Genomic DNA, 22,038 nt, shown 5'->3' on the forward strand with positions numbered 1-22,038 from the left:
CTGAGAATAAATCTGAAAGCATGATTATGGCTATTCCTTATTTAATATAAAAAACGTGTTATTTGTATGAGTTAGTTAAATAGGTAACTTGTATTAGTCTCGATATAATGTAATACGATGTCCTTAAAAGATAAGATACCGGTGACGATATGGGTATTGGGTATTTAAATAAAATGAAAAAGTAACTCATGTTTTACATATTAACAATTTTATCATTAAATATAAAGCCTAATTATTAAATTTATATTAAGAAATTAATTGTGTTTCCAGAGCATCGATAAGAATGTAGGAGTTTCACTTAGTATGTTTACTGTTATTAGGAATTAATGAGTTAATACCCAATAGATTTCAAGTTGCAGGGCGGCGGCAAGTGAGCGCATCCCCAGGAGCATAGATAACTCTGTGACTGGGGTAAGTGAACGCAGCCAACAAAGCAGCAGCTTGAAAGATGAAGGGTAAATAAGGCGGTATTGATGCTCTGCTTAATTACAATTGCTGGATTTTTAATTTGAAAAACTGGATTAAGGATTAGGTAACATTTCCCAGGAACTACTTTGGGTTACGTGGTCAGGTTTGGCTGTTTGGATATTATCTGTTTGCTGGTAATATCATTAATAAAATGGGGGCCGCCAGAAGTTATAAAATTAAATAAACCACTAACAGGTTTTTATATTGATTGACATGATGAGTATTACACTTATTTGATTCACTTTTCAGGTGCCAATTTTATTCGGCATACAATATTTTGTGCCAGTTTTTACCTTTCCTACTGAAACAATCGTTTACTATTTAAGCATTTAACCGCAAATTTTGCGTATGGGCTAATAGTTACTCATGCTATAACCATCACCTTATTATGGTTTTTTTGGCTGCAAAATGTGCATTGTGTCATGTTTTTGTGCTAATTATGTTAATAATAGGTTTCCTTTGTGTTTTCCTGTTGCTTATGACATCTGTTGAGATCTTATTGACGCAAGAGACAACAGTTGTTTAATTGATAAGCTGAAAATAATAAAAAACCCCAAACAGCACAGTTCCTGAAACAAAATCTAGGTTCTTGCTGTACACAACAACATCACAAATGGAGTGCAAGAGAATGACAACTTCCTCTAAAAAGACAGGGTTATTGAAGCTAGGGATCAGCTTAATTGCATTGGCCGTCACTGCCAGCGTTCAGGCAAAAACATTGGTTTACTGCTCTGAAGGCTCACCAGAAGGATTTAACCCACAACTGTTCACGGCGGGTACAACTTATGATGCCAGTTCAAGACCACTGTATAACCGTTTGGTTGATTTCAAAACAGGTAAAACGGAAATTATCCCGAGTCTGGCTGAAAAATGGGATGTTAGTGATGACGGTAAAGTTTACACTTTTCATCTGCGCAAAGGCGTTAAGTGGCACGATAACAAAGAGTTCAAACCCAGCCGAGAGTTCAATGCTGATGATGTGATCTACACTTTCATGCGGCAAAAAGATGCAAATCACCCATACCACAAGGTGTCAGGCGGCAGCTATGAGTATTTTATTGGTATGGGTATGGGTGAGATGATCAATAAGGTTGAAAAAATAGACGATTATACTGTCCGAATTGAACTTAGCCGCCCGGAAGCGCCATTCCTGGCTGACTTAGGAATGGATTTCGCTTCTATTCTGTCCGCAGAATATGCTGATAAGATGATGAAAGCCGGTACGCCGGAGAAAGTCGATCTGAATCCAATTGGTACAGGCCCGTTCAAGTTGCTGCAATATCAGAAAGATTCTCGCATTCTGTATAAAGCCTTCAAAGAATACTGGGGAGATAAAGCCAAAGTTGACCGGTTAGTTTTCTCTATTACTCCTGATGCATCCGTTCGCTATGCAAAATTACAGAAAAATGAATGTCAGATCATGCCCTATCCAAATCCAGCGGATATTGCCCGCATGAAGAAGGATAAAGATATCGTCTTGATGGAAAAGCCTGGTCTGAATGTCGGTTATGTTTCTTTCAACGTCACCAAAAAGCCACTGGATAACGTCAAAGTTCGCCAGGCGCTGGCAATGGCTGTCAATAAAGACGCTATCATTGATGCGGTTTATCAGGGCGCTGGTCAGAAAGCCAAAAACCTGATCCCACCAACCATGTGGAGTTACGACAATGCTCTTAAAGATTACTCGTACTCTCCGGAAAAAGCGAAGCAGTTACTGAAAGAAGCAGGGATGAGTGATGGTTTTGCTATCGATTTGTGGGCAATGCCAGTACAACGACCATATAACCCGAATGCTCGCCGCATGGCTGAAATGGTTCAAGCTGACTGGGCGAAAATTGGTGTTAAGGCCAAAATTGTCAGCTATGAATGGGGTGAATACTTAAAACGGGCTAAAGATGGCGAACATCAGATTGTGATGATGGGTTGGACGGGGGACAATGGCGACCCAGATAACTTCTTCGCAACGTTGTTTAGCTGCGCAGCCAAAGAACGAGGTTCCAACTACTCTAAATGGTGTTACAAGCCGTTTGAAGATGTCATTCAGCCAGCACGGATCGCTTCTGAGCATGCTAAACGCGTTGAGCTTTATAAACAGGCTCAGGCTGTAATGCACGAGCAGGTTCCGGCGCTGATTATCGCTCATTCCACGGTTTATGAACCGGTACGTAAAGAGGTGAAAGGTTATGTCGTTGATCCTCTGGGCAGGCATATTTTCAGCAACGTATCTCTTGAATAATCTTATTTTTACTCGGTTGTGATAGGCCATCTTCCTGATTTTTTAACGGAGATGGCGGCTTTTCCCCGACTATCCGTTATCGCCGGGGAAAGGCTGACAAACAAGTAGAGGCAGGAAGTTCATTGAGTTGTGAGCGAAAGGGGGAAAGTCCTCCCCCTTATCAAGCCAAGCGGCCTGAGAGCTGTAACCGGCATTTAAAAAAAGAGAGTTCGGGATATGTTGCAGTTCATACTCCGACGTCTGGGGTTAGTGATCCCAACGTTTATCGGCATTACTTTGCTGACTTTTGCTTTTGTCCATATGATCCCCGGAGACCCGGTGACTATTATGGCTGGGGAACGTGGAATATCTGCTGAGCGCCATGCTCAACTAATGGCTGAAATGGGGTTGGATAAACCACTCTGGCAGCAGTACTTTCATTATGTAAACGGTGTATTACACGGAGATCTTGGCATCTCCCTAAAAAGTCGCATCTCTGTGTGGGAAGAATTTGTTCCCCGTTTCAAAGCAACCCTCGAACTGGGAATATGCGCCATGTTGTTCGCTATTGCTGTAGGTATTCCAGTTGGAGTACTGGCGGCAGTCAAGCGTGGATCGGTTTTTGATCATACTGCGATAGGGCTTTCCCTAACCGGATATTCTATGCCGATCTTCTGGTGGGGGATCATGTTGATCATGCTGGTTTCTGTCCAGTTGGATCTGACTCCGGTATCCGGGAGGATAAGCGATATCGTTTTCCTTGATGACAGCAATCCGCTGACGGGTTTTATGCTGATTGATACCCTTATCTGGGGGGAAGAAGGTGATTTCAAAGATGCCATGATGCACATGATCTTGCCTGCTGTTGTCTTAGGGACGATTCCACTGGCGGTCATTGTTCGTATGACCCGTTCTTCTATGTTGGAAGTGCTGGGTGAGGATTATATCCGTACTGCACGCGCCAAAGGCTTAAGTCGTATCCGAGTGATTGTGGTTCATGCCCTGCGCAATGCGTTGCTACCAGTTGTGACCGTTATAGGCTTGCAGGTGGGTATTATGCTGGCGGGGGCAATCCTGACTGAAACCATCTTCTCCTGGCCGGGGCTTGGGCGCTGGTTGATTGATGCCCTTCAACGCCGTGATTATCCGGTGGTGCAGGGTGGCGTATTGCTGGTGGCGCTCATGATCATTTTGGTGAATCTGGTGGTTGACGTGTTGTATGGCATTGTTAACCCACGTATCCGTCATAAGAAATAGGGGGGCACATTATGTCTCAAGTGACTGAGCCTGTAGCAAACAATGCGCCTAAGATTATGACGCCGATACAGGAGTTCTGGTATTACTTTAAGCGCAATAAAGGGGCGGTTGTTGGCCTGGTTTATATTGTCCTGATGTTATTGATTGCGCTGTTGGCGGGGGTATTTGCTCCGCATGGTGCAGCTGAGCAGTTCCGTGATTCCTTGCTGACGCCACCGGTGTGGCAAGAAGGAGGAAGCTGGCAGTTTATTCTGGGTACTGATGATGTAGGGCGTGATTTACTTTCACGTCTGATGTATGGCGCCCGGCTGTCATTGCTGGTGGGGTGTCTGGTTGTGGTGTTATCCCTGCTTATGGGGGTGATGCTGGGCGTATTGGCGGGTTATTTCGGTGGTGTGGTGGATATTATCATCATGCGTATCGTTGATATTATGCTGGCACTGCCAAGCTTGCTGCTGGCTCTGGTGTTGGTAGCAATATTTGGCCCATCAATTGTCAATGCTTCGCTGGCGCTGACTTTTGTCGCTCTGCCACATTACATCCGTTTAACCCGCGCTGCGGTGCTGGTGGAAGTTAATCGCGATTATGTCATGGCTTCACAAGTCGCGGGTGCCAGTTCCACGCGCCAGATGTTTGTCAATATTTTGCCTAACTGTCTGGCACCGTTGATTGTGCAGGCTTCTCTGGGGTTTTCTAATGCCATTCTCGATATGGCTGCTTTGGGTTTTCTGGGGATGGGGGCACAGCCACCCACGCCGGAATGGGGAACGATGCTGTCTGATGTATTGCAGTTTGCACAAAGTGCCTGGTGGGTGGTGACATTCCCAGGATTGGCAATTCTGCTGACAGTGTTGGCATTTAACCTGATGGGTGACGGTTTGCGTGATGCACTTGATCCTAAACTCAAGCAGTAGCGAGGTAGCGAAATGGCACTGTTAAATGTAGAAAAATTATCGGTTCACTTCGGTGATGAAGAGGCACCATTCCGCGCCGTTGACCGCATCAGTTACCGTGTTGAACAGGGTCAGGTTGTCGGGATTGTTGGAGAATCCGGCTCTGGTAAATCAGTCAGTTCATTGGCGGTGATGGGGTTGATTGATTATCCGGGCAGGGTGATGGCGGACAAACTGGAATTTAACCAGCGTGATTTAACCAAAATCTCCGAGAAAGAGCGCCGCCAATTGGTCGGTGCGGAAGTGGCAATGATCTTTCAGGACCCGATGACCAGTCTGAATCCCTGCTATACCGTTGGGTATCAGATTATGGAGGCGCTGAAAGTACATCAGGGTGGAAACCGTCGTACCCGCCGTCAGCGGTCGATTGATTTGCTGACATTGGTTGGTATTCCTGATCCTGCATCGCGTCTGGATGTTTATCCGCATCAGTTATCTGGTGGTATGAGTCAACGGGTCATGATCGCAATGGCGATTGCTTGCCGACCAAAATTACTGATTGCTGATGAACCGACAACCGCTTTAGATGTCACCATTCAGGCGCAAGTTATTGAACTGTTGTTGGAGTTACAACAACGGGAAAATATGGCGCTGGTACTAATCACCCATGACTTGGCATTGGTTGCGGAAGCGGCTCATCATATTATCGTGATGTATGCTGGGCAGGTTGTGGAATCCGGCAAGGCATCGGAAATCTTTCGGGCGCCACGCCATCCGTATACTCAGGCGCTGCTCAGAGCATTACCTGAATTTGCCACGGATAAATCCCGTCTTGCCTCTTTATCGGGCGTTGTGCCGGGGAAATATGACCGGCCTATCGGTTGTCTGCTGAATCCTCGTTGCCCATATGCTAGTGACTATTGTCGTCAAGCGGAGCCGGAATTAAAAACGGTAGGAGAACGCCAGGTGAAATGCCATATGCCGCTGGATGATGCGGGGAGGCCAACGATATGAGTGAACAGACTTATCAGGAACGGGAAACATCGACAGCGCTGTTATTAAAGGCGATAGAACTGAAAAAATATTACCCAATCAAAGGGGGACTTTTTTCACCTATCCGTACCGTAAAAGCGTTGGATGGTGTCTCTTTCGAACTGGAGAAGGGAAAAACGCTGGCAGTTGTTGGTGAATCTGGTTGTGGTAAATCCACGCTAGGGCGGCTGCTGACGATGATTGAAAAGCCGACAGAGGGTGAGCTTTATTATCAGGGACAGGATTTACTGGTACCAAATAAGGAAGCTGAAAAGTTACGTCGCCAGAAAATTCAGATTGTGTTCCAAAATCCTTATGGTTCACTCAATCCACGTAAGAAAGTTGGGCAGATCCTGGAGGAGCCACTGCTGATCAATACCAAGCTGAGTGCACATGAGCGTAAAGAGAAGGTATTGCAGATGATGGAGAAAGTGGGGCTGAAAACCGAACACTACAGCCGTTATCCACACATGTTTTCTGGTGGTCAGCGTCAGCGAATTGCGATTGCCCGTGGGCTGATGTTGAATCCAGATGTAGTCATTGCAGATGAGCCAGTTTCTGCGCTGGATGTATCGGTGCGGGCGCAGGTATTAAATTTGATGATGGACTTGCAGCAAGATTTGGGACTGTCTTATGTCTTTATTTCTCATGATTTATCTGTGGTCGAGCATATCGCTGATGAAGTGATGGTGATGTACCTTGGTCGCTGTGTGGAAAAAGGCAGTAAGGAGATGATCTTCAGTAACCCACGTCACCCCTATACGCAAGCGTTATTATCAGCAACGCCAAGGCTGAATCCTGAATTACGCCGTGAACGGATAAAACTGACCGGTGAATTGCCAAGCCCAATGAATCCACCACCCGGTTGTGCATTTGCGGCCCGCTGTCGCCGGGCACTTAGCGTTTGTACTCAGTTGCAACCAAAACTGAATCAACATGGTGATCAACTGATTGCTTGTTTTGCGGTTGATCAGGATGAAAATGTTGCTGTGGAATAATGGTTTGGTAAGGATTTAATAAAATATTTTTGGTGATAATGGGTTAGCCATTATCACCATATAAATATTTGTTTGTATTTCTAATAGTTACAGATAGCTACCAAAGGTAATTATTTCTGAAAAATAACGACTTAGATCAGTGAAACAGGGATCGTTAGCGATAAAATCAAGTATACTCAGTTCCATTGAGGGCATGTTATAACTGCAATATCCCATAGGCATTGGTTTGAGTGAAAATGAAATTGCGCGTCAAACGTTCGTTAACCATTAAACAGATGGCGGCAGTGACTGGCGTCACGTTGGTGACCATTGCTATTTTTATTGCTATTCAGTTATGCCATCTTATACAGCAACGTAAAGATGATTATATCAGCCAGCTTAATAATGCAGCGGTTCAGGTGCAGGCACCGTTAACAGAAGCACTGCTCAGTTCTGATCTCAGTAAAGCAAAAGAGTTGCTGATAGGGCTGCGTACAGCGGGTATTTTAGGGCGGGCAGATGTGGTGTTACCGGAGGATATCCGGGTGATACGATTGAATTTTGCCACCCATCGCCCGATTCCCGAACTGGCTAAACGTGTTTTTGGGATACCGGTTGAAGTGAGCATTCCTCTTTATGCGTATGGCTCAGTACCAGCAAATGCCAAACCGTTGGGACATTTAATTCTACAAGTGGATTCCAATCGGGTATATCGTTTTGCTATTAACACATTAGCACTGATGCTGACAGCTTATTTATTGCTAGCGCTTATTCTTACGGTATCAATAAGCTGGTGTATCAACCGGATTATTGTGCACCCATTGCGCGACATTGCACGGGATCTTAATAACGATCAACCACCGGAGCCAATGATTTGCCCTAAACACCATCAGGATGATGAGCTGGGCCTGCTGATCAGGGGATATAATCGTCAATTTGATAAGCATAAATTTCCGTCATCAAGAAACCATTCGGGGCGGTTTGAGGTCTAATCTTCAATTTATAATCCTGACAGGATCTCGCCTGCTAAAATTCAGGTTTTTGCTTTTTCTACCGATTGTTATTGATCAAGGGGAGCCTCTTCCATTTATCAATAGAAGGCTAAAACCAAGGATAGACATCTATAGGGGCTTACATGCAGGGTACGAAAATTCGTTATTTTATTGGTGGGATAATACTGGTCGTTGCAGGCCAGACGCAGGCAGAAGTCCTGCAACCTGACCCTGCCTGGAAACAGGGTAAGCTGGAGAACGGTTTTAACTGGCAAATTTTACAGACACCACAACGTCCTAATGACAGAATACAGTTGCGTTTGGTCGTGAAAACAGGTTCGCTAGCGGAGAAAACTCAGCAAACAGGTTATACCTGGCTGATTCCTAAAGTCGCTCTGTTCAGTAGTAAAAGTTTATCTTCTGCCAAACTGGAACAGCTATGGAACAGTGCCATTGATCCGAAATATCCGCTGCCTCCTGCTATTGTTTCATATGATTTCACCCTCTATAGCTTGAGCTTGCCACATAACCGCCCTGAATTACTGAAAAGTGCGTTAAGTTGGTTGGCTGATGCTGCGGGTAAAACGGCGTTTACGCCAGAAACCTTACAACATGCTATGAAAATGGCCAATACATCGGTAGCAACTTATCCACCGGATATACAGGACCCGGTATGGCGTAGACGCCTGAAAGGTTCAACCTTGTTAGGGCATGATCCGGCTCAGAGCGCTGCTCACCCTGTTGATTTAGATAAACTTAAGCAGTTTTACCGGCAGTGGTATACCCCTGATATGATGACGCTGTATGTCGCGGGCCACGTGGATAGCCGTACTCTACCGGAAAATATCGGCCAGGCGTTTTCATCATTGAAAGGCAAACGTCATACTCCAGCGACTGTTGCAACATTGTCACCCATGAAACCGGAGACAATCGGGATCATTAGCGATAAAAATAAAGGAGATACCTTATCCCTGATTTGGGATCTTAACTGGCAGCCGATTAATGATTCACAAGTGCTTAGCCATTATTGGATTAGTGATATTACCCGAGAGGCACTTTATCGCTACCTGCAACTGGGGCTTGAGAAAAAAAATGATAAGGCGCTGAAATTGGGATTGGACTGCAAAGTTCAGTATCAGCGTGCGAGTTGCGCTCTGAATCTCAATACTACGGCAGGTAATCTAAAGCCAGCAATGGAATATCTGGCGGCTGAATTAGTGACATTGCGTGATAAAGGATTACCGCAAGGGCAGTTTGATGAGTTGTATACGCAGAAACAGACACAGCTCAAGCAACTATTTGCCATGTACGGCCATACCAGCACGGATATTCTGATTAATCAGCGCCTTTTATCCCAACAAAGTAATGTTGTGGATATTGCTCCTGAACAGTACCAGAGTTTGAGGCAAGCCTTTTTGGCTTCCTTGACACCTGAAATGCTTAACCATGAACTAAAATATATCCTTTCGCAAGAAGTCGCGTTTGTTCTAATTCAGCCAAAAGGGGAGACAGAGATGGATGTGAACCAGTTAAGAGATAACTTTGATCAGATAATGTTGCCTGCATCGCATAAGGTTGATCCTCCGGCACAACCGCCGGAATCCAAACCGGAAGCAAAGGCTTCTTGAAAGATAACAGGTATACCTTTCCTACAGAATAAATAGGGTCATAGCACGCTCTTCTGCTTATTTTAAGCAGAAGAGCGGAGTGGCTAAAAAAATCAAACTAGTCCAACAAATACGGATATAAATAATGGCGCTAACAACGTTAGTACAAATCCACTTGCGATTGCATATTTAATATCCTCATTAGTACAATTTTCTTTAATAAATGGTAAAGCTGAGTCTAATGCTGCTGCACCAGATATCCCTATTGCGCCTTGAGGATAACTTTTCCCAAGAAAATAAAGGAAGAATATACTAAATATTTCTCTAAATAGATCAGTCATGAAAGACAAAGATCCATAATGAGGATTTGTCATTGATGTCACCATAGGTCCAGATAATGAAAACCACCCATATCCACTCGATATTAACATAGACTCACTGATAGAATAGTCAGTCAACATAGAAAACATCAGCGCGCCAATAACAGTACCAGCGATAGTGAAAATAGGGATTTTAATGTGATTAATTTTTATATCATTAAAACTGAAATTAACCAAATCTAACCCTACAAGTAATATCAACGTATATAACGCATAATTACTCGAGATATTGTATTCTGCTAAGGATAAATTTGTAAATTTATAAACTAAAACGCCTAAGCAGAAAAACATTATAGCTTTAAAACACCCAATAAATGGATCTAAGAATGATTGCTTCCCTTTTTTTTCAATCTGGCAAAGTTTTCTTTTAAATAATATCAAGAATGTTGATATCGATATTAAAGAAGATAACACTATGGATTCAATGATAATTGATGTTCCAAGGTTACTATTTATGAAAACTTCACCTAATTCAATTCCCATCATAAAAAGTAGAAGCATAACTATCATAGTTATACTTCCTACTAACTTTGCCTTGATATTTTCCTTGATTAATTTACCAAGAAAGAAACCTAGAGCCAGTAAAAAACAGATAATAAGAATTGAAGTGATTGACTCCTTCATTATATATCCTGTTTAGTCATTGAGAAGTCTATAAGGATCATGCTCCTTTCTGACTCGCCACCATCTTCTTTTAACGTAATATGAGAGATATAATGGCTGACTAATTCGTCGCATACCGCGAAACTCTCTAGGAAATTTTCTAATGTAAACTGACTGATTATTTCGTCGTTACTAACCTCTTCTATTTTTTTATTCCTAGCTGAAACTTTTCCTATATAATTTATTCCGCCATCGATATTTTCACTTCTATTTATTAAATGAGCAAACGTAAAAGGCTCACCGTCTTGGTGGAAACAATCAGGAGAACTAAATCCGGGTAGCTTATTATCCGAACACTTTACCTTAACAAAGTGTATTCCAACATATATGGGTAGATATTGCTCACTTAGCCCAAATGTATTCTTAAAATCATCAAGAATTATATTCTCTAATAGTGCATTATTTTTTACTTCATCACTTAATGCTCTAAAATATCTCATGTTTTTATGTTCTGGATTGTTACTTCCTTGATCATAACCAGATAAATTATTGCCGTTATCATCCTTTACTGTTGGTAACCAATACAACTTGGGTTCTTTTAACCATGGAATAATGATGGCATTTCCATACCGACGGAATCGGGAAACTTCGGCAGGAGCATAAGTGTCGGGTTCCAATTTACTGAATTCATTTAATAAGTTACTTTTATCTTTCTCTGAATACTCCAGATTTAGTTGATAATGGGAGAAGCCTACAGATTTTAAGTTATTCTTAGCCATATTATTAAAAAAATTTATGTTTTATTGTAATGTGATGATATCAAAAATGAATATTATGTCTATAATTATTTTAATTTTAAATTAACAAATACATAACTAAAAATGAAGCAATAAACGGAGGGGAAATCGCTAAAAACTTAGTAGATTTACTAATGCTTATTTGATGTCTGTAACTTAATTAGTCACATAAAGAAAGGGTTACATCACAATGACGTCAATGAGGACTCTTTGACGATAGGATATGCAGAAGAACAAGCCCATCCTGGAAAAAATTCTGGCATAATAAATAAACAGGCATAGAGCTATCTCATTGAATTATTGGAATAACTAATAAGATCACAAAACTCTATGCCTGCCTCGTTTTACGAGGATACCTTAGCGGAAATACCGCCTTTATCATACTAAAGTCGAGCTATTTTTTAGCTGCGGCTCTAAGTTCAGTCACATTCTGACCGCCGATTCCCCAGTTATCCGTTTCGACTTCATCAATGATAACAAAGGTTGTTGCAGGATTTTTACCCAATACATCGACCAGTAACTGAGTCGCTCCTTCAATCAATTGCTTCTTTTGTTCTGCTGTAGCACCTTCACGGGTAATTCTGATATTAACAAATGGCATAAACAGCTCCTTTCATGAGTTATTATTGGCAGATGAGATCTGCCAGGACACACTTATTCGGTATTTTTATCTTGATTATTATCTGCGGTGGCTATCCAGGCAGCGCAGAATAACGTTAAACGGGCAAAGAGATAGAAAAATGTCATCAAACCAATAACAGAGCCGAATGCGGCACCAGAAGGGGAACTGGCGAGGCGTGGCAGTGTCATGGTCATAATATACTTAATCACTTCAAAGCCGATAGCTGCCATCAACGTCCCTTTCAACAGCGCCTTGCGTTCTGGCTGGTGGTGGGGTAACACCCAGAATAGCCACAGGAACAGCAAATAATTAGCTGCAATAGAAATTGCCAAGCCAATCAGGAACCAAGATGGCCGCAGCCACTCAATGCCACTTAATCCTAATATTTCGACGATAATTGCCTGTGCAGATCCAGCGATAGAGGTCAGCGACAGCGTGATAACCAGCGCTAATAGTAGCCCAATTAAAGAAATGGCATCACGAATATATTTAAAATAGATCTTCTTTTCGTCTTCTTGATTACGTACCCAAACAGGGTGAAATTGAGCGAGAATAGCTTGGCGTAAATTACTTACCCAGTTCACACCGGAATAAAGAGCAATGGCTAAACCGGTTAACCCCACCGTAGTACGTTGTTTAATTGCGGTATCGACACTATTTTTCAGCGTATTGGCGAGCGTCGGATCACTAATACTGTTTGCGATACCATTGATCAGTTTTGCCAGCAAATCGGGATTAGAGGCCAGAATAAAACCCGCAATGGCGAAAGAAAGCATCAGGATTGGGATAAGTGATAAAAATGAAAAATACGTTATTGCGGCGCCAAACTGATTACCCATCCGATCATGAAAGCGCAGCGTTGCACGAATAAAGTGAGCGACGACAGGAATATTGCGGATGTAATTTCCTACTCTGACCGTCAGAGAAAAGGCTTTTTTACCGTGATGAATTCCCTTCTCCAAAGGTGTTCTGGATAACCTTTCCGGCTGATGTGCTGCTATTTCCTGTTTTTCTGCATCCTTTGGCATGTATAGCCTCAATAGTTACTTTGAATAAATATGAGTGATCTCATAATGCCATATTTCTACGAGATTACTCTGTTGTCAAATGTGAGCTTTTATCCAAGTGATATGTTGTCTGCTTAACGGGGAGAATGTGGTCACGATAAACTTTCGGTAACGCTGATTTTCCAGACGGCAGTCGAGGATAAAAATTAACCTTTCATTTATTAATCATATAGGTGTAATATTAACCATTGAAACAATAACTCAGGAGGTAATTAATATGGCTATACCGGTTTATCTTTGGCTTCAAGACGATGGTGGTTCAGATATAAAAGGATCTGTAGACGTAATGAGCCGAGAAGGTAGCATTGAAGTGTTGGAACTTATGCATACTGTCGAGTTACCAACGGATGATATGACAGGAAAGATTACAGGGAAATGTGTGCATGGTGGATTTGCTTTTGAGAAAGAAATCGATTCATCGTCACCTTATTTATATAAAGCATTAAGTATAGGGCAAACCTTAAAGAAGGCTGAGTTTAGATTCTATAAGATAGATGACTCTGGTAAAGAAAAGGAGTATTTCAAAATTATATTGGAAAACGTTAGAGTTTCTTCTATTGCTACATTCATGCATGATATTAAAAATGGTGTTTTTGAAAAACACACCCATCATGAGTATATTGATTTAAGCTATGAAAAAATAACGTGGCATTACATTGATGGAAATATCATTCATTCAGATAGTTTGGTTGAGAGGGGATAAATATGTGGGTATTTCAGGTTAATTCGGGCAAGCTATATCATGATGGAACCTTCATTGCTAAAGGATATTCTGGTGCTGTTGGATTTAAAAATAATACAGACAATGAATGTATTCCCTTCAAAGGACCTCTGCCTCACGGAAGTTACAAGATAGGTGCCCCTCATTACAGTGTGAAAACAAAAGCTTATACTTTATCTTTATACCCGAATAGCAGCAATAGTATGTGTGGAAGGGATGCTTTTAAAATTCATGGTGACAACAGGAAACATCCTGGAACAGGCTCTGACGGTTGTATTGTTCTTAGTTTATCCATCAGGAAACAAATATGGTGCAGTGGCGATCACGATTTAACGGTCGAATAATATTAATGTCTGTGACTATGTTGTCACTGTCAATATCTGCTATTGCAGCGGGACCTGATTGCTCAGATATAAACGGATGGGCAACCCAGCTTACTGCGAATAGTTTGGATGACTTTGGGATTGATAGACATAATATCGATTTCGATAAAACGCAAACATCATTAATTCTTTCTGAGAAATTAAATGAAAGTGAAGTAGCTATTATTTTACAACGTGAAATAGCTAAGGCTGAAAGGGGCAAAGTACTGAATGAGAAACATGAGTTTGATGATATTTATTTATCTCAGCCGATTTATAGGCAAATGTATCATGTAACATTTACCAACAAATCTAGGGGTAGACTCAGTTTCATAACAACGACTTTAGCTTCAGATGATGAATGTTCTATTGGTATAGAGAATATTTACCAAATTTTAAAGGAAATAAAAAAATATTGATGCTGGCTTTATTTAAAAGCCACCTTCATCAAGGTGGCTTATTATCTTATGATTTGATATATAAAATATTTGCATTGGATGGTCAACTGTTAAAGATGGTTTGCCTTGCTCATCTGCTGAAAAGAATATGAGTTATGAAATATCAACGGCAATAAAAAGATCCTTCCTTGGAAGGATCTTTTATAAAAGAAAAAATTATTGAGACTTATGGTTAATTATTTCACCATGAGTTATGCCATTTTCTGTCTCATTACTATAGGTTTTCACCAAAGGTATTTTGCCGGACAATACACCTTCCTGAACGGCTTTGACTATTCCGCTAACAGAATCAGGTAATGCAACGTTACCTCCTTTACCATTGTCATAACCTGTGACAGATTGTTGCTCTACATTTTGGGTATTAAGAATGACATTGCCTTTCTCGCTACTAATCTGCCCGCCGATCAAATGTGTATTTCCTTTTACCTCCAGATTAACGTCCTGATGACCGGAAATGGCTGATTGTTCGCTGACACTTTCCCGATCTTTGATATCGACATTGCCTTTGAATTTACCTGTAACACCATTAATACCTTTAATGTTATTGATAGTGTTAAATGCGGAGGTTAGCCTTTCCTGCAATCCTTTCTGTTGTGGCTCTTCTGTTGGGGTTTGAGCTGGATCGTCTTTTGATACATCATCTTTAGACGAATCATCCAAAGACGTATTATCTTTCGTTACCTCATCTTTAGGTGCGTCGTCACTTTTTACTTTGGATTCTTTCGCGTAATTAAGACCCGCATCAACACCGACATTCAATCCATGTTCAGTGTCTTTACGGCTTTCGACCCGCAAGTCACCGCCAATGTTACCTGTTACGTGATCTGCGTCTATCCGTGCTCCGCTAATTGTTGTATCACCGCCACTGTTGATGATGACATTTTCACCTTTGATATGGCTATTATGCTGAGTTGTTGCTTGCAAGCGATCAACGCCGGCTTTTAGTTCTCCGCCAAAGTTCTGCTTTGTGGTGGTAGTTGTACTGTCATCTTCCGCTTTTTTGATGGAGCTTGAATGACCACCGTTGCCTTTCAGATTGAATTCCCAACCATCGTTATTCACTCGATCCTGAGCTGATACCAACTCAACATTACCTTGTTTAGCATTCAGGTCGATCTGTTTACCTATCACTGCCGAGCCTTTCAGCGTCAGGTTATTACCTGCTTCCAGTTTGACACCTTGCTGACCGCCAATTTCACTCACCTGAGCTGTACTGCTATTTTTGCTATCTGTGTTGTAACCGCCGCCGAGACCGATGTGAAGATTCTCGCCTTCTGGGGAGTTTCCGCCTTTAGCAGAAGCTTCACCGTGATAACCGGTTGTGGTTTTCGTTGTGCTGTTGGTGGCATGATCAAAACGGATATCACCTCCAGCGTCTATATTGGTTTTGCCTGTGTCAGCCTTCAAAGAGGTACCTTGATATTCAGCATCCCTTGCGACACGGATATTAATGTCATTGGCTGCGGTAATCTGGCTGGTAACAGATTGGGTTGTGGAGGTGTAGCTGCTTTGGGTGCCGCCTTTACCTTTACCATTCGCGGAGATATCTTCGCCGGTTGTGGTATAAACTCGTAGGTCAGCATTGCCGCTGGTTTCACTGTGGCTGCTTTCGTGGCGATTCTGCGCTGCTTCACTGGTATGGTTGCCGGCTTCCAATGTAACGTTGCCCTTGTCGGCGTGGTATTGAGTACCTTGATCATACAATTCGCCATGGGTTTTAATAACGACATGGCTGGCTTGAACAGATGTCACAACGGCTTCGGACTTTTTGTTCTCTGTCTGAATGCTACTGCCGTTGGCTGCCAGATCGGCTCCCAGATTGGGGGTACCTTTCTTGGTGAATGTGCCATCCAGCGCGGCTTTAGCAGGTTCTTTCACGGCTTTCTCAACTGGGCGGGTGACCGCGCTGTAATCTATATTGACGCCAATATCGGTGCCAACCTGTAGTTTACTGTTGGAATGGGATGCCGTATTGGTGACGGCCAAATTGCTGACTTTACCTGCCTCAGCAGTGTAAGTGCCATTAACTTTATGGTTTGTACCTTCCTGAACTAACTCACCATTGGCTTTAATATTCAGATCACCTGCGATCTGAGAACCAGAAACCACGGCGGAACTATTGGTATGAGCGCTGTTATTACCTTCATAGCCACCGTGAATACCGGAACCGACTTTATCTATTCCTCCGGTGAGATAAACACCGACGTGTTTTTTACTCTGAAACTTCTCTTCAGATTTTTTATCTTCCGCAGCTAACAGATGAACATTGGTGCCGGTAATCTTCGCATCACCCTGAGTTGTCACCAGATTGGAACCACTGAGGATAACGTCTTTATCCGTATCGATAGTGATACTTCCTCCGCTCAAGGTGGACGTTTTCTGGATTATCGTCTGATTTTTCTGGTTGTTACTGGTATGTTCAATCCCCACGCCAGCACGATACTGCTTATCCGTCTTTTGTTGGAACTGACTTTGCAGATCTAAAGAGGTGTTTTGTTTATCAACCTGTTGCTGTTCGCCATAAGAGCGTACCTTAATATTACCGGATGTCTTTAAGTCGAGAGTGCCAGCACTTCTTACCTGACTGCCAACAACATTGAAATCTTCATCACCGAGTAATTTGAGATCCGCTTCAGAAACTAACTCACTGCCATGGGATTTCTGTTGTTTGTTGTTGGTTTTTTGTGAGCCGTTGGTAATGTTGAATACGGTTCCCGTTCGCTCGTCAATGTTCTGATTAAGATGACTGACCGCATTATCGATCGTTAATTCGCCGCTATTGGCATGAACAAAAGCACCTTGAACCGCTTTGACTTTACTGCCGGTAATGGATATACCCTTTTGGCCTGACAGCAATAAACTTCCGTTGGCCGTCAGTTCAGAGGCATGGCTGGTTTCTTTCAACTCATTGTTGTCTTTATTATCACCACCGCCAATCCCGCCCCAATATTTCTTATCATCACGTACAGCATGACTATCAGCGATTTTCTGAACATTGATTTGCAGTTCTTGACCGGCATTCACGGTCATATTTTGACCTGCGTGAACTTTCGCGCCAAGAATGTCAACTTGGGTTCCTGCTTTAATATTAAGATCAGTTCCTGCTTGTAATTCGCTGGCGATCAAACGCTGAGTTTGTTTACTTTCTTCCCAACCTCCTGTCTGCAATTTAGCTGTGTGATTTTTCTTATAACCTGTTTCTGCGGTTTTTTCTGTTTCAGTCAGACCGGCAATTTGGACACCTTTTTCCGCGGTAATAGTCAGTTTATCCCCGGCATCTATTTTGCTACCCAGGATCTTAACGTCACCTTCTGTCGCGTTTAAAGCCACACTTTTTTTCGCCTGAATATTGTTTCTTTCCTGATGCCGTTTTTCACTCTCTTGAGTCACATCGTGTCGCCAGGTATAACCCTGTTGGTTATCAATATTCTTAGTGGTTTGAATTAATTGCTGCCCATCTAAAGTCAGATTAGCGCCACTGAGATTAACACCGTCACCCACTATATCCGTGGCGGTAATCTGGTTATTATTATTAGCAACTAACGAGATATTTTTACCGGCTAATTTAGTCCGGGTCAGTGATTGGCTGCTTTTACTGTCATGTGTATAACGTTCATTGAAAAAGCTTTGGTAATTATTACTACCGTCACGATGATATTTCGATTCGCTGACTTGGCCTTTTACCTCAATATTATCGCCCAAGAGATCAACATTTCCGCCTTGTAGATGTGCAGCTGTTAAATTAAGGTTGCCATGAGAATTCACAATAATCTCGTCACTGGCAGTAAGAGAACCTTGTAGATTCACCCCGCTGCCTTTTGCTGTATTGAGCAGATGAATACGTCCGGCTTGCATACTGCCGAGATAATAGCTATCCAGTACGCCAGTCAGCTCTTGCTGAGAGTCAAGTACTTCTCTTGTGGCTGAGATTGTATTCGCACCACTGATAGCATGAATCGCTTTTTGAGCCGTGACGGTGCCCCGGTTATCAATTTTGGGTGCGATAAGATCAAGAACCGCATTGGCGGTTAGGCCACCTGATTTAATTTTCAAACTATTCTGATTATTAAAGGTGTTAAAACCTTGCAGATTGCCTTGTTCCACCAGTGGATTACCAACGACCAGAGAAGCTTGGTTGGTATTGATAAAACCACATCCATTACATGTAATACCGTTCGGGTTTGCTAACACATAATCTGCGGCTATGCCAAAAACTTCCTGTTGCCCTAATAACAGGGAAGGATTTCGGCTGATAACTTCATTCAGAATCAGGCTGGCGGCTTGGCCATTTAGATTGGGGTTAGCCGCGAGTTGGCCTGCTAATTGTGATTGGCCATCCTGTAAAGCGTTATTCAGAACGGCACCTGCATGGCCGACGTTATAATCCAAATATTGGTTATGTGACAGCCCGGAAGCAGAAGGGGGCACGATATTAATAACCGTTGCTTTACCTTCGGTAGCTAAAATATCGGGACGATGTGCCGAATCGCCACCACCAACGATTTCATTGGCAAAGCTGGTAGAACAGGACACAAGGATGATTGCCATGGACGCGGCAAGCTTGCCGGTAGGAGATAACTTGAATTTTTTATTTTTCATACATGAGTCTCTATATATTATTTATATTTATGTGCACAACATTGGGTACTGCTTAAAACCATCAAAAGGTGTAAGAAAAACGGGTTAGGACTTGAACGGGTTCATCAACGGCTTTGCGGTTGGAAAGCCATTTCCCGCGACTGGCTTCGATATCGAACACCATGCGTTGGTATCTCAACGTGGCTCCGGTGCTTATACCCGCACTACTTTGCCAGCCTTGAGGGCTGCGATAGCCTTGAACTTGGCCGACATCAATACCGATACGCATTGATAATGTACTGTTGGCAATTGGGAACGTGCGGGACAGCGTATTTTGCAGATACCAGCCGTTATCGCCGGATAGCGTATTTTTGCTAAATCCCCGTACCGCATTTCGATCAGAGATATTCAGCCATTCGACACCGGGTAAACTGCGCCGGTTGTATTGCCCATAAAACAGGTTATTGAGCTGATAAGGGGAGTTGAATAACGTAAACCGCTGATACAGGTTGACCATCAACTTACCTTTGGTGAATTGTTCATTGAGATAAGTCGTGGCAGTTTGTGCACCGAACCAAGGTAACCCTTGCTCAACACTCAGATTCAGCGTGATTAAACCGGTAGGGATAATTTGTAAATGGTTAACACCGAGTTCAAATACACTCAGCGTCTGGCTGCTGACACCAATCTTGGCGTCACCAATATAATTGTTGTAATTCTTATAAATAAGTTGTCCGCTGACAGTATTAATCTGAGATTGATTACGATAGAAAGCAAAATCAGAACGCATCCCAACTTGCTGAGTATTCCCATAGATTTTTACGGTTTTGTTTTGCAAATGGGGATGACTGGCATATTGGGAATAACTGCCAAATCCACTGAATGTTGCTGCACCGTAGGGTACTGAATAGAGAAGGGTTGCCGCGCGACTGTAGCGATTGGATGGGCTATCCAACGTGCTGCTGACATTCAAGCTAATAAAGTCAGATAAACCAAACGGGCTATCGAAACTTGCATTTGTGCGAGCCAGCCATTTCCCGGTACTTTTCTGCCCATAATTATCAGTAATGATATTCAGCAACCAAGGTTTACTGTGCTGATTATGCAGTTTAATGACTGAACCGCCGTTCACTGTCCCCGGTAAAATATCCAGTGTGGTTTTATTGGACTGTAACCGATTAGCCTGATCTAAACCCTGATCAAGTTGCGTGATATTAAGAGGCTGTTTTTCCAGACCGGGGAACAACATACTGCTATTAACCCAACGATCACCGCCTTCGATTTTCTCAACAAACCCTTCAATAACATTTAGCCCTAACTCGCCATCTGCATCGGGAGCAATAAATTGAATACGGGCAGTGATATAGCCTTTACTGATATAGAGACGAGTAAGCTCATGGCTGAGCCGGTTAATATCATGACTACTGATACACTCTGGGGACAAAGCGCTGAGAGTATTTAAATCTCGTGCAGAGAGAAGAGAAATCCCTTTAAGGTAAACACCGGTTAATGGCAGGCACTGCCTGGATTCCGGCAATGCAGGTACAGGCGTTGATTCGGGGACGGTACTAGCCTGCTGTTTTAATTGCTGATATCGGCGTTGTTCTATTAATTGGTTAATTTCCCGAGAACTCTCTTGCAACGTTCTCCTGGCCTCAGTCATCGGCAGATTATCATTTATCTCTGCGGGTGAAGCGGTTATTTGAGAGGAAATACACCACAATATTAAAATAGATATTCTTTTTATCATACATTCACCAATAAGGATGATATTTTATTCCATAAAACAAAAATATGGGGTTTTAGCCTGATAGGTAATTGCATGCGTATTGGCTAACTGATTAGTTATTAAAGCATATTCTAGGTTATATCATGCTCTGATTAACGAGTGGCGTTTCTTTTACATCTAGATTTTCTATTAGAAATTTCAATTAGTTGGTTATGCAGATAATAATAAGTTAATAAGAGCACTTATTTTATTGCTTATTAATGAATTAACTTAAGTGGAATGAATAACAGGAGGTGATTTTGACGGGTAATATAATAATCATATTAGGAATATCTTTAAATAAATAGAGTTTTAAGTCAAATAAGTAATGATAAGATAAATTCCTATTCGATGTTATTTAACTTAAAAAATGATAGTATCTAATGTGATAGTTTTTATGAGTGATTTTTTATAGAAATGAATAATAGAAGGGATAGCGCTTAAATCTTAAATAGAATAATTGTCGTAAGATTGTTAACCCAGTCACATAGTTATCTATGCTATTGGGGATGTGTTCACTTGCCGCTGCGCTGCAAATTGGAATCTATTGGGTATAGGTAAAATTGATAAAACGGACAATACTGGAAAATTATTAAAATAATTTTCCAGTACAAGGTTATCTTATCTAAATACTTTTCTATTGGTTACATAGGTTATATTTAAATTAATTAATGATATTAATTACAGTATTGTCTGTAGTGTAATAACAATAACCAACTAATCCACTCTCAGGATCGCCTGTTGTTGGCGCTCTATTATAGATAGCTATATACCATGTGTACTCAACGTTACCTGGACCGGTTAGTGTAGATTGTTGATAGACATTTTTATCGCTTTCGGGTATAGGGGTATATGGTGTATTTGTTATTCCTTGTGAGGTTTCTATATTAGGCACCATAACCATAGACGTTTCTGGTAGTAATAATGGAGCCGTAATCAGTGTTAGGGGTGCTTTTGTCTCCATCTTATATAAAAATACTTGATGGTCAAATTGGGCAGATAGGCTTGAAGATCTCCATCTAACTATATCACCAATTCTACCTGTAAGTATAAGTTTATCTGAGGCATTCTGGCTTATGGAGTATATTTGATGTTGAGTGGTAATATAATAAAAATATTTCCCATTAACTTTAGTTGGATTATTTCTATCTTTGTTTAAATCAGGCATATCCGATAAGATCGATTCGACATCAGCAGCAACAAGAATATCAATAGTATTGTTGTTCATGATTTTTTCTCCA

General features: G+C 42.0%; 17 protein-coding genes. 10 read left to right on the forward strand and 7 right to left on the reverse strand.

Annotated elements, in window-relative coordinates; genetic code table 11:
* Positions 1-1,096 precede the first annotated feature (1,096 nt).
* The 7 genes from dppA to EAE89_RS00730 all read left to right on the forward strand — a co-directional run bounded on the left by dppA (position 1,097) and on the right by EAE89_RS00730 (position 9,462).
* Positions 1,097-2,704 carry a dipeptide ABC transporter periplasmic-binding protein DppA gene (gene dppA, locus EAE89_RS00700; protein WP_214085190.1) on the forward strand — a complete coding sequence of 536 codons (1,608 nt, stop codon included), beginning with the start codon at positions 1,097-1,099 and terminating at the stop codon, positions 2,702-2,704.
* 216 nt (positions 2,705-2,920) lie between these two features.
* The gene (gene dppB / locus EAE89_RS00705) at positions 2,921-3,940 is read left to right on the forward strand and encodes a dipeptide ABC transporter permease DppB (RefSeq protein WP_054479547.1); all 1,020 of its coding nucleotides are present in this window, start codon (positions 2,921-2,923) and stop codon (positions 3,938-3,940) included.
* Between the two features lie 11 nt (positions 3,941-3,951).
* A complete protein-coding gene (dppC, locus tag EAE89_RS00710; protein WP_214085191.1) occupies positions 3,952-4,854 on the forward strand; it encodes a dipeptide ABC transporter permease DppC in 903 nt (300 codons plus the stop codon).
* A gap of 12 nt (positions 4,855-4,866) precedes the next feature.
* Complete coding sequence (gene dppD / locus EAE89_RS00715) at positions 4,867-5,847, forward strand: dipeptide ABC transporter ATP-binding protein (RefSeq protein ID WP_214085192.1); 981 nt, start codon at positions 4,867-4,869, stop codon at positions 5,845-5,847.
* Positions 5,844-6,863, forward strand: a complete 1,020-nt coding sequence (gene dppF / locus EAE89_RS00720) for a dipeptide ABC transporter ATP-binding subunit DppF (protein ID WP_054479552.1) — start codon at positions 5,844-5,846, stop codon at positions 6,861-6,863. Before dppD ends, dppF begins: the two co-directional genes overlap by 4 nt.
* Positions 6,864-7,099: 236 nt before the next feature.
* Positions 7,100-7,834: a HAMP domain-containing protein gene (locus EAE89_RS00725; RefSeq protein ID WP_214085193.1), complete on the forward strand. Its 735-nt coding sequence runs from the start codon at positions 7,100-7,102 to the stop codon at positions 7,832-7,834.
* A 143-nt stretch (positions 7,835-7,977) separates the two neighbouring features.
* Entirely contained in the window at positions 7,978-9,462 is a 1,485-nt protein-coding gene (locus EAE89_RS00730; RefSeq protein ID WP_054479554.1) for an insulinase family protein, read from the forward strand.
* 92 nt (positions 9,463-9,554) lie between these two features.
* Here the strand turns inward: EAE89_RS00730 and EAE89_RS00735 are convergent, their stop codons facing one another.
* The 4 genes from EAE89_RS00735 to yhjD form a co-directional block, all read right to left on the reverse strand.
* Positions 9,555-10,445 carry a LysO family transporter gene (locus tag EAE89_RS00735; protein ID WP_149616147.1) on the reverse strand — a complete coding sequence of 297 codons (891 nt, stop codon included), beginning with the start codon at positions 10,443-10,445 and terminating at the stop codon, positions 9,555-9,557.
* Positions 10,445-11,203: a 2OG-Fe dioxygenase family protein gene (locus EAE89_RS00740; RefSeq protein ID WP_083451922.1), complete on the reverse strand. Its 759-nt coding sequence runs from the start codon at positions 11,201-11,203 to the stop codon at positions 10,445-10,447. Before EAE89_RS00740 ends, EAE89_RS00735 begins: the two co-directional genes overlap by 1 nt.
* Positions 11,204-11,615: 412 nt before the next feature.
* Positions 11,616-11,822, reverse strand: coding sequence for a 2-hydroxymuconate tautomerase family protein (locus EAE89_RS00745; protein ID WP_012776434.1), 207 nt, complete (start codon positions 11,820-11,822; stop codon positions 11,616-11,618).
* 53 nt (positions 11,823-11,875) lie between these two features.
* The gene (gene yhjD, locus EAE89_RS00750) at positions 11,876-12,871 is read right to left on the reverse strand and encodes an inner membrane protein YhjD (protein ID WP_054479558.1); all 996 of its coding nucleotides are present in this window, start codon (positions 12,869-12,871) and stop codon (positions 11,876-11,878) included.
* A 256-nt stretch (positions 12,872-13,127) separates the two neighbouring features.
* Here yhjD and EAE89_RS00755 point away from each other — a divergent pair, with 256 nt between their 5' ends.
* Genes EAE89_RS00755 through EAE89_RS00765 form a run of 3 tightly spaced genes read left to right on the forward strand, consistent with a single transcriptional unit; the run spans position 13,128 to position 14,412 of the window.
* Complete coding sequence (locus EAE89_RS00755) at positions 13,128-13,613, forward strand: Hcp family type VI secretion system effector (RefSeq protein WP_214085194.1); 486 nt, start codon at positions 13,128-13,130, stop codon at positions 13,611-13,613.
* Between the two features lie 2 nt (positions 13,614-13,615).
* A complete protein-coding gene (locus EAE89_RS00760) occupies positions 13,616-13,975 on the forward strand; it encodes a tlde1 domain-containing protein (RefSeq protein WP_054479563.1) in 360 nt (119 codons plus the stop codon).
* Entirely contained in the window at positions 13,939-14,412 is a 474-nt protein-coding gene (locus tag EAE89_RS00765) for a hypothetical protein (protein ID WP_214085195.1), read from the forward strand. The genes EAE89_RS00760 and EAE89_RS00765 overlap by 37 nt, the downstream gene beginning before the upstream one ends.
* A gap of 195 nt (positions 14,413-14,607) precedes the next feature.
* Here EAE89_RS00765 and EAE89_RS00770 read toward each other — a convergent pair whose 3' ends face one another.
* From EAE89_RS00770 to EAE89_RS00780, 3 genes are all read right to left on the reverse strand, one after another.
* Positions 14,608-19,050: a hemagglutinin repeat-containing protein gene (locus EAE89_RS00770; RefSeq protein ID WP_214085196.1), complete on the reverse strand. Its 4,443-nt coding sequence runs from the start codon at positions 19,048-19,050 to the stop codon at positions 14,608-14,610.
* Between the two features lie 61 nt (positions 19,051-19,111).
* On the reverse strand, positions 19,112-20,779 hold the full coding sequence (locus EAE89_RS00775) for a ShlB/FhaC/HecB family hemolysin secretion/activation protein (RefSeq protein WP_054479570.1): 1,668 nt from the start codon (positions 20,777-20,779) through the stop codon (positions 19,112-19,114).
* A gap of 682 nt (positions 20,780-21,461) precedes the next feature.
* Positions 21,462-22,025 (reverse strand): AidA/PixA family protein, encoded by a 564-nt coding sequence (locus EAE89_RS00780; RefSeq protein WP_214085197.1) that lies wholly within the window; start codon positions 22,023-22,025, stop codon positions 21,462-21,464.
* Between the last annotated feature and the right edge of the window lie 13 nt (positions 22,026-22,038).

The organism is Photorhabdus heterorhabditis, assembly GCF_018448905.1.
Taxonomy (GTDB): domain Bacteria; phylum Pseudomonadota; class Gammaproteobacteria; order Enterobacterales; family Enterobacteriaceae; genus Photorhabdus; species Photorhabdus heterorhabditis.